This window comes from Roseococcus sp. SDR, from assembly GCF_019083995.1.
Taxonomy (GTDB): domain Bacteria; phylum Pseudomonadota; class Alphaproteobacteria; order Acetobacterales; family Acetobacteraceae; genus Roseococcus.
The window spans coordinates 296,657-311,059 of the sequence record NZ_JAHRCU010000001.1 but is presented as its reverse complement, the minus strand read 5'-3'; the positions used below and the strand labels follow the sequence as shown (position 1 = coordinate 311,059).

General features: G+C 70.8%; 13 protein-coding genes and 1 pseudogene. 6 read left to right on the top strand and 8 right to left on the bottom strand.

All coding sequences use genetic code 11. The annotated features are described in order from the left end of the window. Positions 1-30: 30 nt before the first annotated feature. From KTR66_RS24685 to KTR66_RS01555, 3 genes and pseudogenes are all read left to right on the top strand, one after another. Positions 31-1,035, top strand: a pseudogene (locus KTR66_RS24685) (formylglycine-generating enzyme family protein). 208 nt (positions 1,036-1,243) lie between these two features. Next, positions 1,244-1,375 (top strand): hypothetical protein, encoded by a 132-nt coding sequence (locus KTR66_RS25000; protein ID WP_256437495.1) that lies wholly within the window; start codon positions 1,244-1,246, stop codon positions 1,373-1,375. 13 nt (positions 1,376-1,388) lie between these two features. Next, on the top strand, positions 1,389-1,955 hold the full coding sequence (locus tag KTR66_RS01555; protein ID WP_213609644.1) for a hypothetical protein: 567 nt from the start codon (positions 1,389-1,391) through the stop codon (positions 1,953-1,955). 3 nt (positions 1,956-1,958) lie between these two features. Here the strand turns inward: KTR66_RS01555 and KTR66_RS01550 are convergent, their stop codons facing one another. Then, positions 1,959-4,271 carry a methyl-accepting chemotaxis protein gene (locus KTR66_RS01550; RefSeq protein WP_213609642.1) on the bottom strand — a complete coding sequence of 771 codons (2,313 nt, stop codon included), beginning with the start codon at positions 4,269-4,271 and terminating at the stop codon, positions 1,959-1,961. Between the two features lie 124 nt (positions 4,272-4,395). On the opposite strand from KTR66_RS01550, the gene KTR66_RS01545 reads away from it, so the two are divergent. From KTR66_RS01545 to KTR66_RS01535, 3 genes are all read left to right on the top strand, one after another. Then, the gene (locus KTR66_RS01545; protein ID WP_213609640.1) at positions 4,396-5,031 is read left to right on the top strand and encodes a flavin reductase family protein; all 636 of its coding nucleotides are present in this window, start codon (positions 4,396-4,398) and stop codon (positions 5,029-5,031) included. Between the two features lie 58 nt (positions 5,032-5,089). Next, entirely contained in the window at positions 5,090-6,739 is a 1,650-nt protein-coding gene (locus tag KTR66_RS01540; protein WP_213609638.1) for an iron ABC transporter permease, read from the top strand. A 182-nt stretch (positions 6,740-6,921) separates the two neighbouring features. After that, the gene (locus KTR66_RS01535; RefSeq protein ID WP_213609636.1) at positions 6,922-7,281 is read left to right on the top strand and encodes a VOC family protein; all 360 of its coding nucleotides are present in this window, start codon (positions 6,922-6,924) and stop codon (positions 7,279-7,281) included. 95 nt (positions 7,282-7,376) lie between these two features. On the opposite strand, the gene KTR66_RS01530 is transcribed toward KTR66_RS01535, so the two are convergent. The 7 genes from KTR66_RS01530 to KTR66_RS01500 form a co-directional block, all read right to left on the bottom strand. Continuing rightward, on the bottom strand, positions 7,377-8,564 hold the full coding sequence (locus tag KTR66_RS01530; RefSeq protein ID WP_213609634.1) for an acetate/propionate family kinase: 1,188 nt from the start codon (positions 8,562-8,564) through the stop codon (positions 7,377-7,379). Positions 8,565-8,567: 3 nt separating this feature from the next. After that, entirely contained in the window at positions 8,568-9,500 is a 933-nt protein-coding gene (locus KTR66_RS01525) for a phosphate acetyltransferase (RefSeq protein ID WP_213609632.1), read from the bottom strand. A 9-nt stretch (positions 9,501-9,509) separates the two neighbouring features. Further along, complete coding sequence (gene fabI, locus KTR66_RS01520) at positions 9,510-10,289, bottom strand: enoyl-ACP reductase FabI (protein WP_213609630.1); 780 nt, start codon at positions 10,287-10,289, stop codon at positions 9,510-9,512. Continuing rightward, on the bottom strand, positions 10,289-12,604 hold the full coding sequence (locus KTR66_RS01515) for a DUF3141 domain-containing protein (protein ID WP_213609628.1): 2,316 nt from the start codon (positions 12,602-12,604) through the stop codon (positions 10,289-10,291). The genes fabI and KTR66_RS01515 overlap by 1 nt, the downstream gene beginning before the upstream one ends. Before the next feature lie 90 nt (positions 12,605-12,694). Beyond that, positions 12,695-13,186, bottom strand: a complete 492-nt coding sequence (gene bfr / locus KTR66_RS01510; protein WP_213609626.1) for a bacterioferritin — start codon at positions 13,184-13,186, stop codon at positions 12,695-12,697. A gap of 21 nt (positions 13,187-13,207) precedes the next feature. Then, complete coding sequence (locus KTR66_RS01505; protein ID WP_213609624.1) at positions 13,208-13,378, bottom strand: bacterioferritin-associated ferredoxin; 171 nt, start codon at positions 13,376-13,378, stop codon at positions 13,208-13,210. Then, complete coding sequence (locus tag KTR66_RS01500) at positions 13,378-14,400, bottom strand: Fe(3+) ABC transporter substrate-binding protein (protein WP_213609622.1); 1,023 nt, start codon at positions 14,398-14,400, stop codon at positions 13,378-13,380. Before KTR66_RS01500 ends, KTR66_RS01505 begins: the two co-directional genes overlap by 1 nt. Positions 14,401-14,403 lie beyond the last annotated feature (3 nt).

Genomic DNA, 14,403 nt, shown 5'->3' with positions numbered 1-14,403 from the left:
CCGCTGCTGGCAAGCTGACTGTGTCGAGGAATGAGCCGGCTGATCAACGAGGTCACCCAGAAGCCGCAGACCCGGCCCGAGGAGACCCCGCCCGGCATGCGCCGCATCCCGGGCGGGGCCTTCCAGATGGGGTCCGACCAGCATTACCCGGAAGAGCGCCCCGCCCACCGGGTGGTCGTGGATGGCTTCTGGATGGACGCCACCACCGTCACCAACGCCGACTTCGCCGCCTTCGTGGCCGCCACCGGCTATGTGACCGTCGCCGAACGCCCGCTCGACCCGGCGCAATATCCGGGCGCCCAGCCCGAATGGCTGGTGCCCGGCGCGCTGGTCTTCCACATGACGGAAGGGCCGGTGGACACGCGCGACATCTCGCATTGGTGGCGCTGGACGCCCGGCGCGCAATGGCGCCACCCGCATGGCCCCGGCAGCGACCTCACGGGGCTCGAGACGCACCCCGTCGTGCATGTCGCCTTCGAGGACGCCGCGGCCTATGCGCGCTAGGCCGGCAAGGAGTTGCCCACCGAGGCCGAGTGGGAATTCGCCGCGCGTGGCGGGCTGGACGGCGCGGAATTCGTCTGGGGCGATGAGCTGGCCCCAGGCGGCACCCACCTCGCCAACACCTGGCAGGGCCCCTTTCCCTGGCGCAACTTCGAGGCGGATGGCTTCACCGGCACCGCGCCCGTCGCGAGCTATCCGGCCAATGGCTACGGCCTCCACGACATGGCCGGCAATGTCTGGCAATGGACGACGGACTGGTTCGCCGCCCGCCACGAAGCCGACCCCGCCAAGCCTTGCTGCGCGCCGCAGAACCCGCGCGGCCCGGCGATGGAGGGCAGCTACGACCCGCGCCAGCCCGCCATCCGCATCCCCCGCCGCGTGGTGAAGGGCGGCAGCTTCCTCTGCGCGCCCAGCTATTGCCGCCGCTACCGCCCCGCCGCGCGGCACGCCCAGATGGTGGACACGGGCATGAGCCATATCGGCTTCCGCTGCATCCGCCGTGACACGGACAACAAGGAAAGGAGAGCACCATGACGGAAGCCACACGGCCTTAGGGCCGCAACATACAGCTCGCGCAGGCGCAGCCGGCCGCCCCCGCGCGCCCGGCCGCCGCGCCGCAGGGCCGGCGCAATATCCTCGTCATCTTTGGCGACGACATCGGCTGGTCCGACATCAGCGCCGACAACATGGGGATGATGGGCTACCGCACGCCCAACACCGACCGCATCGCCCGCGAAGGGCGATGTTCACCGACGCCTATGACCGGCAGAGCCCGGTGGGCCGCCTGGCCCGCGCGCTGGATGACGCACCGGCGCGCGGCTGGCATGTCGTCTCCATGCGCGCCGACTGGGCGCGCATCTTCCCGCAGGATTGAGCAGGAGAACGTGATGAAGCTGATCGGACAGGCGCTGCTGGACGGCGCGCTGGTGGTGCTGCCGCTGGGCGCCGTAGCCCTCCTCGTGCTGGGCATCATCCACCGGCTGCAGGCCATGGCCGATCCGCTCTCCAGCACCTATGTCCATCCGGCCATCGCCGCCGCGCTCATGCTGCTGCTGCTCTGCGTGCTGGTGGGCGTGCTGGTGCGCTCGGCCACGGGCCGCCAGGCGCGGCGGCTGCTGGAGGCGGGGCTGCTCGAGCGCATCCCCGGCTATCGCCTGGCCCGGGCCTTCGCCGCCGAGGGGCCGCTCATGGGCCAGGGGCGCGCGCTGCGCCCGGCCCTCGCCCATATCGAGGAAGGCCTCTGCCCGGCCCTGGTGATGGATGAATTCGCCGATGGCCGGCTGATGGTCTTTGTCCCCGGCTCGCCCGCGCCCATGTCGGGCGCGATCTACATCTTCACGCCCGACAAGGTGCAGCTGCTCGACGTGCCGCTCATGCCCTTCCTGCGTGGCATCGCCTCCTGGGGCCTCGGCCTGCGCGAGATGATCGAGGCCGAGGCCGCGCGCCGCGCCTGAGGCTCAGGCGGCGCGCACCTGCTTCAGGAACTCGGCCGACTTGTCGCGCAGCAGCCCCGCCTGCTGCGCCAGGTCGTTCGAGGCGTTCAGCACCTCGCCCGCCGAACGGCCCGTCTCGCCCGAGGCCGCGCGCACATCCTCGATGCGCCGTGCGACGGCGCCGGTGCCATCCGCCACCAGCGCGGCGCTGCGCGCGATCTCGCGCGTGGCGGCCCCCTGCTCCTCCACGGCGGCGGCGATGGCGGCGGTCACCTCGTTCATGCGCTCGATGGTGGCGGTGATGGAGCGCAGCGCGCCCACCGCCTCGCCCGTGCTGCCCTGGATGCCGCCGATCTGCGCCGCGATCTCCTCCGTGGCCTTGGCGGTCTGCGCGGCGAGGCTCTTCACCTCGCTCGCCACGACCGCGAAGCCCTTGCCGGCATCGCCCGCGCGCGCCGCCTCGATGGTCGCGTTCAGCGCCAGGAGGTTGGTCTGGCCTGCGATGTCGCTGATCAGGCGCACCACATCGCCGATCTTCGCCGCCGCCTGCGCCAGGCCCTGCACCGTGCCATCGGTCGCGCGCGCCTCATCGGCCGCGGCGCGCGCCACCTCGGCACCCTCGGCCACCTGGCGCGTGATCTCGGCGACGCTGGCCGCCAGTTCCTCCGCACTCGCCGCCACCGCCTGCACATCGGCGCCCGCGCGCTGCGACACTTCGGAGACCGCCTCCGCCTCGCGGCCGGAGGTCTCGGCGGCGCCGGTCAGCGCATGGGCGGATTGCTGCATCTGCCCCGCGGCGGCGGCCACCGCATCCACCACGCCGCCCATCTCCGCCTCGAACCGGTCGGCGAGGCGCGCCTGGCCGGTGACGAGCTGCCAGCCCAGCATCGGGCCCACATAGACACCCGCGCGGTCACGGATGGCGGTGATGCTGAGGTCGACCACCTCGCCGCCGATGGCCAGCCGCGTGCGATGCGGCAGCAGCGAATCATCGGCCAGCAGGGTCGGTTGCAAGGCGGGATCGGGGTGCAGCGCACCCAGCGCCTCGCCCACCAGCGCATCGGCCGGGACCGGCAGCGCATGCTGGATCCGGCGCATCAGCGCCTGCGCCTCGGGGTTCAGATAGGTGATGCGGAAGCCGTCCCGCGGATCGGCCATCATGATGCCGACGGACATCTGCTCGAGCATCTGCTGGCGCGCGAAGGCCTGCGCCACCTCGCCCCGCAACCCCTCCAGGGCGACCGCGATCTGTCCGATCTCGTCGCTGCGATCCTGGTCGGGCACGGCATGCGCGGTGTCGCCGGCGGCGATCTGCCGGATGGCGGCGGCAATGCGCCCAAGCGGCGCGCCAATGGCCCGCGCCGTCAGCCAGCCCGAGACGGCCAGCAGCAGCGCGACGACGGCACCGATGATCCAGACGCTTTGCTCCAGCGTCTCCATCGCGTCGCGGGCGGCCGCGGCGTTCTGCACCGCCTCCGCCTCCAGGGAGGCACTCGCCGCACCCAGGGCGGTGGTTGTCCGGTCCCGCGTGGGCGTGTTGCGGGTGGCGCGCAGCTCCTGGATGCGGCTGGCCAGAGCCAGAACGCCATCGGCCTGCTCGGCGAGCGCGAGGCCGGTCGTGGCGAGGCGCTCCATATCGGTCTTGACCGCCTCCGGCGCGGCGGAGGTCAGGCGGCGGGCATGGACGCGCGCCTGGGAGGCCGCGCGGCGGGTGCGGGTGGAGGCGGCCGGGTCATCGGTCGCGAGATAGCGCTGCAGGCTGAGGCGCACCTCGTTCACCGCCTGCACGAAGGTGTTCATCACGTCGCGCAGCTCCTCCCGCGCCTCGCCCTCCAGGCCGAATTGCAGGTTGGCGGCGGCGGCTTCCAGCGCCTGGTCGAATTCGGCGAAGCGGGGGAAGAAGTCGGCGTCGCGCTTCTGGATCAGCTCGCGCCGCGTCTGCACCGTCGCCTGCAGGGCCGAGCGGTATTCGGCGAATTCCCTGAGCGTCGCCTCCAGCGGCGGGATGGCGGCAATGGCGGCATTCTCCCGCGCCTGGCCCAGCGCGCGCTCGGTGGCCGCGAGGCTCTCCTCCATCAGTGCCACCTCGGCGGCCAGGCGCTGCGGCTGGTTGGCCAGCAGGGCGCCGCGCAGGGCATTGTTGGCCTCCATCATGTGGCGCCCCGCCTCGAAGGCGGCGAAGCGGGCGGCGGAAGCGCGGCGTTCGGCCGCCTGCTGCTCGGCCACCTGTGTGTTCTCCCGCGTGACGAGGCCGATGAGCGCGCCGAGCAGCAGCAAGGCGACGCCGGCGCTGAGGGCCAGTTTTCGGCCGACGGACAGGTTCCGGAAAAAGCGCATGGCAGGGTTCTCCTTGTCCGGCCAAAGCTGCGTCCGCACCGCTTAAGGTCCGGTGAACGCCCCCTCGACAGATGCGCGCGCCCCCCTCAATTTGCCGGTACCCCACCCTCAAGGCCGCCCGGACATGCTCTTCGACTTCGAAACCCTCCCCACCGCCGACCGCTACAAGCTCATCGTCTCCACCGTCGTGCCGCGCCCGATCGCCTGGGTGGTGAGCCAGGACGAGGCGGGCGTGGTGAATGCCGCCCCCTACTCCTTCTTCAATGCCTTCTCGGACGACCCCGTCGTCATCGGCATCGGCTGCGGGCCGAAGCCCGGCGGCGCCACCAAGGACACGCTGGCCAACATCAAGGCGCTCGGCGAGTTCGTCGTCTGCCTCGTGCCGCAATCGCACCTGCCGGAGATGAACATCACCGCGACCGATTTCGGCCCCGAGGTGGATGAACTGGCGGAGGCGAAGCTCACCAAGCTGCCCTCCACCAAGATCCGTGTGCCCCGCATCGGCGAGAGCCCGGTGGCGCTGGAGTGCAAGACCTTCCAGCTGGTGCCCGTGGGCCACCACACCATCGTGCTGGGCCGCGTGGTGGCGATGCATGTGCGTGACGACGCCGTGATGGACGAGGCCAAGCGCTACATCGACACCCCCAAGCTCGACCTCGTGGGCCGCATGCACGGCCGCGGCTGGTACACCCGCACGACGGATCGGGTGGAGGTGCCGCGCATCACGCTGGCCGAATGGGAAGCGGCCAAGAAGGGCTGACCAGAGCCCGGCTTTGCTGTAGGAGAGCGCCGCAGATGAGAATGCGTCGCAACTCCCGATGAGCGCCACCACCCTGGTCGTCGCTCCAGCCCGCCGCGTCCCCCTTTGGGCGCGGCTGACGCTCGTCGTGGCAGGGCTGATCCTGCTGCCCATCGCGGCCGTTCTCGCGGCCGCCATCGCGCCAGCCGGCGAGGTCTGGCTGCATATCTGGCGGAACTCGCTGGCGGAGATGCTGGGAACCACGGGCGCCCTCGCCCTCCTGGTCGCGCTGATGGCGGGCAGCGCGGGCGCGGTCACGGCCTGGCTCGTCACCGCCTGCGAGTTCCGTGGCCGCGCCTTCCTGCAGGTCGCGCTGCTGCTGCCGCTCGCCATGCCCGCCTATGTCAGCGGCTATGCCTGGACCTGGCTGATGGATGTGGCGGGGCCGGTGCAAGGCAGCCTGCGGGGTGCGACCGGCTGGCGCTATGGCGACTACTGGTTCCCGGAGATGCGCAGCCTGCACGGCGCGGCGCTCGTGCTCGCCATGGTGCTCTACCCCTACGTCTACCTGCTCTGCCGCTCCGCCTTCCTCGCGCAATCCACCTGCCTGGTCGAGGTCTCGCGCACGCTCGGCCATTCGCTCTCGCGCTGCTTCTGGCGCGTGGCGCTGCCGCTGGCACGCCCGGCGCTGGTGGCGGGCCTGGCACTCGTGCTGATGGAGACGCTGGCCGATTTCGGGACGGTGCAGCATTTCGGCCTGCGCACCTTCACCACCGGCATCTACGAGGCCTGGTTCGGCATGGCCGACCGGGGTGCCGCCAGCCAGCTCGCCGCCGCCCTCCTGTTCTGCGTGGCGCTCCTGCTGGCGCTCGAACAGGCCAGCCGCGGCGGGCGGCGCTTCCACCCGATGACGACGCGCCATGCGCCCTTCCGCCCCGTGCAGCTGACCGGCTGGAAGGCGGGCCTCGCCGCGCTGGGCTGCGCCCTGCCGCTGCTGCTGGGCTTCATCATCCCGGGCGGCGCCCTCTTCGCGCTGATGATCGAGGCGGGCGACCCGCTCTCCCCCTCGCGCTTCCTGCCCTTCCTGACGCATTCGCTGACGCTGGCCGCCATCACGGCGGTGCTGGCCGTGCTGCTCGCTGCCTGGCTCGCCTGGGCGGCGCGGCTCTATCCCAGCGCCGCCTCGCGCTGGGCCAACCGGGCGGCGGGCCTGGGCTACGCCATCCCGGGCTCGGTCATCGCGGTGGGCACGCTGGTGCCCTTCGGCCTCTTCGACAATGCGCTGGATTCTTGGCTGCGCGCCACCTTCGGCGTGAGCTCGGGCCTGCTGCTCTCGGGCACCATCGCGGCCCTGGTCTTCGCCTATCTGGTGCGCTTCCTGGGTGTCGCGCTCTCCTCCGTCGAGAGCGGCCTCGCGCGGCTGAAGCCGAGCTTCCAGTCCGCCGCGCGCTCACTCGGCTGCGGCCCGGGCGAGGCGGTATGGCGCGTCGAGCTGCCCCTCTCGCGCGGGGCGCTGTTGACGGCGGCGATCCTCGTCTTCGTGGATACGATGAAGGAATTGCCGGCCACGCTGATCGTCCGCCCCTTCGATTTCGACACGCTGGCGGTGCGCGTCTACAACCTCGCCTCCGACGAGCGGCTGGCCGAGGCCAGCACCTCCGCCCTGCTCATCGTGCTGGCCGGGCTGCTGCCGGTCTATGCGCTGACGCGGGCGATGAAGCGAAGCTGAGCGCCGCCGGGAAGCCTGCGTGACCGCCTGACCGAATTGCCCCTGACCTCCCCGGGCGAGGATCACACCGGACCACCCGATGCCCGCTGGCGGCACACCCCGTTCCGCCTTTTCCATGGCCCGGCCGAGACCGGCCAACCCAGGCGAACCGCGGTTTCGTTCGCCGTCTGGAGTGCTGCGACATGAATGATCCGGCCCGTTGCATCCCGATCCTGGCCTCGCTCGACCTGCAGGAGACGATGCGCTTCTACACGGAGCAACTCGGCTTCGTCGGCGAAGCCTGGGGCGATTACGCGATCCTTCGCCGCGAGGCGATGGAACTGCATTTCTGGCTGGCGACGGATCGCATCCATCCGGAGCACACCTCCTGCTACATCCGCGGCGGCCAGGTGCCGCAACTGCACGCGGAATTCGCGGCGCGCGGCGTGCCGGGGCTCTCCGCCTTCACGGTCCGCCCCTGGGACATGAAGGAATTCACCATCCACGACCCGCATGGCAACCTGCTGCGCTTCGGCTGCGCGCCGCAGGAGGTCGTGGAATGACCGGGATGGGACCGCCTGCGGGATTCCGGCGCGACCATGGCGCCGAACCGGCATGACCTTCCTCGCGGCACGCCGCCACGGCCGGAGCCTGCGCTTCAGCCCAGGGAGACCACGCCCTGGCCCAGCACTTCCAAGACATGGCGGGCGATCATGCCCTCCTCATCCGTCGGCACGACCCAGGCCGAGAGGCGCGAACCCTCGGCGCTGATCCGCCCCTCCCCCGCCGCGTTGCGCGCCGCATCCAGCGTGAGGCCGAGCCAGGCGCAACCCGCCGCCACCTCTTCGCGGGTGGCCGCGTCATTCTCGCCGATGCCGGCGGTGAAGATGAGCGCGTCCAGCCCGCCCAATGCCGCCGCCAGCGAGCCGATCTCGCGGATGATGCGATGGACGAAGAGCGCGATGGCCTCCCGCGCCTCAGGCGCGTCAGAGGCCCGCAGCGTCCGCATGTCCGACGAGATGCCGGAGACGCCGAGCAGCCCGGATTGCCTGTAGATCAGCGCCTCGAGCGCGCGGGCATCCATCCCCTCGCTGTCCATCAGATGGATCAGCACGCCGGGGTCCAGCGCGCCGCAGCGCGTGCCCATCATCAGCCCGTCCGCGGCCGTGAAGCCCATGGTGCTGGCCAGGCTGCGCCCGTTCCGCATGGCGCAGAGGCTCGCGCCATTGCCCAGATGCGCGACGATGACGCGCGCGTCCCGCAGGCCCAGTTCCGGCAAGCGGCTCGCGACATATTCATAGGAGAGGCCGTGGAATCCGTAGCGACGGATGCCGGCTTCCGTCATGCGGCGCGGCAGGGCGAATTCCTGTACCAGCGGCGCCTGGCTGCGATGGAAGGCGGTGTCGAAGCAGGCCACCTGCGGCAATTCGGGGGCGAGCTCCGCCAGCGCGCGGATCGGCGCCAGATTATGTGGTTGGTGCAGCGGCGCCAGCGGCGAAAGGGCGGCCAGCCGCTCGATGATGGCGGGCGTCACCCGCACCGGCCCCGCGAAATCCAGCCCACCATGCACCACGCGGTGCCCGGCGGCGATGACGCGCGCGCCGCCCAGCGCCTCGCGTTCGAGCGCCAGCATCTCGGCGATGGCGCGGGCATGGTCGAAGCCCTCCGCCGGCCAGTTGCGCTCCAGCACCGTCTCGCCGGCGGCATCGCGCAGCCGCAGATGCGGCGCGGTGCCGATGCCCTCGATCAGGCCACGCAGATGGCCGGCGAAGGGCGCGCGCGTCTCATGCAGCCCGAACTTGATGCTGGAGGAGCCCGCATTCACCACCAGGAAGAATTCGGCCATGGCTCAGTCGCCCAGAGCGCGCACCGGGACGCTGCGCCGCGCCGCCGCCACCAGCGCCGCGATGGCGCAGGAGGCGATGCGGGTCAGGCGGCTGTCGGCCCGGCTGGTCAGGATGATCGGCACGCGGGCCCCCACCACGATGCCCGCCGCCTGCGCCCCGGCGAGGAAGGTGAGGCTCTTGGCCAGCATGTTCCCCGCCTCGAGATCGGGCACAATGAGCACATTGGCGCGGCCGGCGACGGGTGAGACGATCTTCTTGATCGTCGCCGCATCCATGTCGATCGCGTTGTCCAGCGCGAGCGGCCCGTCCAGCAGCCCGCCCGTGATCTGCCCGCGATCGGCCATCTTGCAGAGTGCGGCCGCCTCGATGGTGCTGGGCACGGCGGGGTTCACCGTCTCCATCGCCGAGAGGATCGCCACGCGGACCTGCTGGAAGCCGAGCGCATGCGCGAGGTCGATCGCGTTCTGCGTGATGTCCGCCTTCTCGGCCAGCGTGGGCGCGATGTTCACCGCGGCGTCGCTGATGATGAGCGGATCGGCATGGCCGGGCACATCCATCACGAAGCAATGGCTCACGCGCCGCTTGGTGCGCAGCCCCTCCTTCGCGACCACCGGGCGCATCAGCTCATCCGTGTGCAGGCTGCCCTTCATCAACGCCTCAGCCCGGCCCTCGCGCACCAGGCCCACGGCGAGTTCGGCCGCCGCGTCGCTATGCGGTGCGTCCAGCACCTCGATGCCGTCGAGGCTGACGCCCGCCGCCTGCGCGGCCGCCGCGATCTTCGCCTGCGGTCCCACCAGGATGGGCGCGATGATCCCGGCCTGCCGCGCCTCCAATACGCTGTCCAGCGAGGTCGCGTCGCAGGGATGGGCGACCGCCACGCGCGTCGGCGGGAGTTGCGCGCAGGCGGCGATCAGGCGGTCATAGCGGGAGGTCATGGCGCAGCCTCAGGCGACGATGTTGGCGCCGCCATCCACATAGATGGTGCCCCCCGTGACGCGGCGCGCATAGGGGGTGGCGAGATAGGCGCAGGCGAAGCCCACATCCATGATGTCGGCCAGTTCGCCGAGCGGCGCGCGCTCGGCGGCCTCGGCGAGCAGCAGCTCGAAATCCTTGAGGCCCGAGGCGGCGCGCGTCTTGAGCGGCCCGGGAGAGATGGCATGCACACGGATGCCCTGGGGCCCCAGCTCATGCGCCAGATAGCGGCAGGAGGCCTCCAGCGCCGCCTTCACCGGGCCCATGACGTTGTAGTTCGGCACGACGCGGGCCGCGCCGTAATAGCTCATCGCGAACATGGAGCCGCCCTGGCGCATCAGCGGCGCGGCCAGCTTCGCCATGCGCACGAAGGAATGGCAGGAGACGTCCATGGCCTTCGCGAAGCCCTCGGCCGAGCAGTTCAGCAGCCCGCCCTGGAGATCCTCCTTCGGCGCAAAGGCGATGGAATGCACCAGGATGTCGAGCCTGCCCCAGCGGCGCGAGATCTCCTCGAACACCGCCTCGAGCTGGCCGGGCACCGAGACATCGAGCGGGGCCAGGATCTCGGCCCCCAGCGCTTCGGCATGCGGCGCCACATGCGGCCGCGCCTTCTCGTTCAGATAGGTGATGGCGAGGTCGGCGCCCAGCTCCCGGAAGGCCCTGGCGCAGCCAGTGGCGATGGAGTGCTCATTCGCGACGCCGACGACCAGCGCCTTCTTGCCCGCGAGGACCGGGCTCGGAGGGGCCTGCATCAGCCGCGCCCCCGCGGGCGGCGGGGTGCGGGCGCGGCGGCCTTGCGCGGACGGGCTGCGCGGGGCGGCGCGGCGCGCTGCGGCCCTGGTGGCGCGATATCCGGCGCGGCGAGTTGGGGCGCGGGCGCCTCCAGCGCCGGCGTCGCCGCGCCGAACATGGCGGCGAGCGCATCCAGCCGAGCCTGCCCTTCCGCCGAAAGCGGGCCCTGCGCCAGCACCACCGCGCGCAAGGCGGCGAAGGCCCTGGCGCGCAGTTCCGCATCCTCGGGCAGCAGCTCCGGCAGGGTGGCCAACGCACGCGCCTCATCCATGCGGAGCAGCTGTGCCTGGTCGCGCACCAGATCGCGGAATTGCGGCAGCGTGAGGCGGATCTCGCGCGGCTGGGCCGCGCGCAGCGCCTCGATGACATGGGCGGCGCGTTCATCGAAGCCGCGCTCACCGCGCAGCACATGGATCAGCCCGCGCAGCATCGCCTCGGGCAGCCCGCCCTCGGCCATCCGGCGTGCGAGGGCGGCGGCCGACCGCTCCGCCGCCGCCTCCCGCACCAGGTCCCGCGCCACGCGGCGACCTGTGCCGCCGGTCTCCGCGCCCAGGCCCACCAGCGCCTGCAACAGGGGTGACCCATAGGTGGAGAGGAAGAGCGCCTCCTTCATCGCATCACGCGCGTCGCGATACGCATCCAGCGCGCGCACCACGCCGTCCGAGAATTGCCGCTCCATGGCCAGCAGCGGATTCTCCGGCTCGACCGGCCGGCGATCCCGGCGCACGGCCTCGGCCAGCACCGGGAGGGCGGCCAGGACGGGATTGCGGCTCGAGAACATGGCGAAGCGCAGGCGGTGCGGATGCAGCGCCCGCAGCGCCGCCGCCGATTGCGGCGTGGTCATCGCCCGCAGGGCAGGCGCCATGAACTGCGCGTAGAGGCCGCGATTGATCTCGGAGACGCGCGCCACCGTCTCGAAGCGGCGCTGGTCCGCCGCATCATTGCCGCCCATGGCGCGCAGGTCATCCAGCCCACGCCCCTCCAGCCGGAACAGATACTTCCCCTGCACGAGCTCCGGATTGGCCGTATCCTCGTCCACCTCGGTGATCACCGCCTCGTAGAGGCCGGGCGGCAGCATCTCGATCATGTCCATGCAGCTGGTGAAGCGGCCATGCTCGCGGCTCGCCACCTGGCCCGAGACGAAGATGCCCAGATGCCCGATGGTCTGGTGGACGGTATAGACCACCGTCTGCCCGGCCGCGCGCAGCTCCTCATCGGTGTCGTAGAGATCGGTGAGCCACCCCAGCGCCTGTTGCGGCGGCGTGATGTCATCCCCCCAGGAGCAGAAGACGATGATGGGCCCGCCGATGTTGCGCAGGTCCATCCGCCGCCCGTCGCGCGCCGTGATCGCGGCGGCCGAGAGCTTGTTGCCGACGAAGAGCTCATCCACGATGAACTGCATCTCCTCGGCGTTCAGCGTGACGGGATTGCCCCACCAGCTCTCGAAATCGAGGAAGCGCGCGGCCTCCGTGTCCACCTTGGAATAGAGGTTGTAAAGCTTCTTCCACCAGGTGTTGGACGGGTTCAGCCCCTCGAAATTGGCGATGAGGTTGGCGCCGTCGAAGATGCCATGGCCGAGGTCGCCGCTCAGCGCCGTCAGCCAGCTGCCGCCATAGAGGCCGCCCGTGTAGCGCATCGGATTCCTGCCACGCACGCCCGCCCAATAGGAGAGCGGCGCGCCGGCCAGCAGGATGGGCCCGGGCAGATCGGGGTTGAGCGAGGCCATCATCATGACCTGCCAGCCCGCCTGGCAATTGCCGATGAGGCAGGGCTTGCTCTCCGCCTCCGGATGGCGGGCGATCACGGTCTCGACGAAATGCGCCTCGGCCGCGCAGACATCCTCGATGGTCTGGCCGGGCATGGGGTCGGGCAGGAAGCCCACGAAATAGCAGGGATGGCCGGCGGCGAGTGCCACGCCGATCTCGCTCTCCTGCTTCATGCCGCCGATGCCCGGGCCATGGCCGGCGCGCGGATCGAAGACGATGAAGGGGCGCTTGGCCGGATCCACCGCCACACCCTGCGGCGGGATGATCCGGACCAGGCCGTAATTCACCGGGCGCGGCAGGGTGCGGCCATCCACCAGGAGCTCGACCTCGAAGGTCAGGACATGCGGCGCGGTGGCGCGCGCGCGCTCGATCTGGTTGTCGCCGCGCTGGCGCAAGGCATCGAGGGTCAGGACGGCGCGCTGCGCCGCATCCAGCCAATAGTCCTGGATGGCGCCGAAGGGCCAGAAGATGGGCGGCGCGTCAGGGCTCGGGGGAAGGTGATCCGGCATGGCTGGCTCCTCGACCGGCGCCGCGTCGGGCGCCGGCCGGGAGTGTCGCGCATCTCATGTTGCAGTGCAACATTTCACGCGTGGGAAGGCTCAACCGTGCTGGTCGGGGGCGGCCGCGCTGTTGAGTTGGATGTAGTTCTCGATCCCCATCTGGCGGATCATGTCGAACTGCGTCTCGAGGAAATCCTCGTGCTCCTCCTCATTGGCGAGGATGGCCTTGAGCAGGTCCCGGCTCACATAGTCGCGCACGCCCTCGCAATGGGCGATGCCCTCGCGCAGATCGGCCAGCGCCTTCACCTCCAGCTTGAGGTCGCATTCCAGGACCTCCTTCACGTTCTGGCCGATGAGGATGGGGTTCAGCCGCTGCACATTGGGCAGGCCGCCGAGGTAGAGGATGCGCTTGATGAGGTCATCCGCGTGCTTCATCTCCTCGATGCTCTCGGCGTATTCGTGCTTGGCGAGCTTGGTCACACCCCAGTCGTCCAGCATGCGGGCATGCAGGAAATACTGGTTGATGGCCGTCAGCTCGTTGGTGAGCTGGATGTTCAGGTGCTCGATGACCTTCGGGTCGCCCTTGGGCATGTGCCGTCCTTCGTTCCTGTTTCAGCCCCTGGTTGAGCCTTCCTTCAGAATTTGCACGACGCTGGGCGCGCAGCAACCACATTGTGCGCGCCCGCCGCAGCAGGCGTAGACCTCGGAGGGGCGGGACGCGCCCTGCGCGATGGCCGAACGGACGTCGCCGTCGGTCATCGCGTTGCACAGGCAAATGACCATCAGCGCCAGCCGGCGCGCTGCATGAGGCGCAGCGCCTCGGGCGAGAGCGCGCCGATGCGCGCCGCATTGAGCTGGTCCTGCTTGAAGGCGCCGAGGCCGCGCAGGAAGGCGCTGGGCTGGGCGTCGGCCACCACCGGATATTCGCTGTTGCCGTCGGCGAAGATGGACTGCGCCGCCTGGCCGCTCATGTATTCGAGGAAGGCCACCGCAGCCTCGCGATTGGGCGCGGTGCGGACGACGCCCGCGCCCGAGATGTTCACATGCGTCCCGCGATCGCCCTGGTTGGGGAAGAGCACGGCCATCTTCTCGGCCACCGCGCGGTCCTCGGCGCGCTGCGAGCGCGCGAGATTGCCGAGGTAGTAGGTGTTGGAGATGGCAAGCCGGCCCTGCCCGGCCGCGACCGCGCGGATCTGGTCGGTGTCGCCGCCAGCCGGCGGGCGCGCGAGGTTGGCAGCGATCCCGCGCGCCCAGGCCTCGGTCGCTTCCGCGCCATTGGCGGCCAGCATGCTCGCCGTCCAGCCGATGGAGTAGATGTTGTTGGAGGAGCGGGTGACGACCATGCCGCGATACTCCGGCTTGGCCAGGTCCTCATAGCGGGTGAGGCCGGCCGGCAGGCCCACGGACCTGTCATACATGACGACGCGCGCGCGCATCGAGAATCCGAACCAATGGCCGTCCGGGTCGCGCAGATGGGCGGGGATGCGGGATTGCAGCACCGCCGATTCGACCCGCTGCAGCACCCCCGCCTCCTGCGCGCGGGCGAGGCGGCCGGCATCCACCGTGATCAGCACATCCGCCGGACTGTTTGCGCCCTCCGAGCGGATGCGCTCCAGCAGCTGGTCGGCATTGGCCTCGATGAGGCGGATGCGGATGCCGCTCTGGCGGGTGAAGCCGTCATAGAGCTCGCGGTCCGTGTCGTAATGGCGCGATGAATAAAGGCTCAGGACACGCTCCTGCGCGCGCAGGACGGCGGGGGCGAAGAGCGAGGCGGTGGTGGCGGCGAACAGGAGGCGGCGGTGCATGGC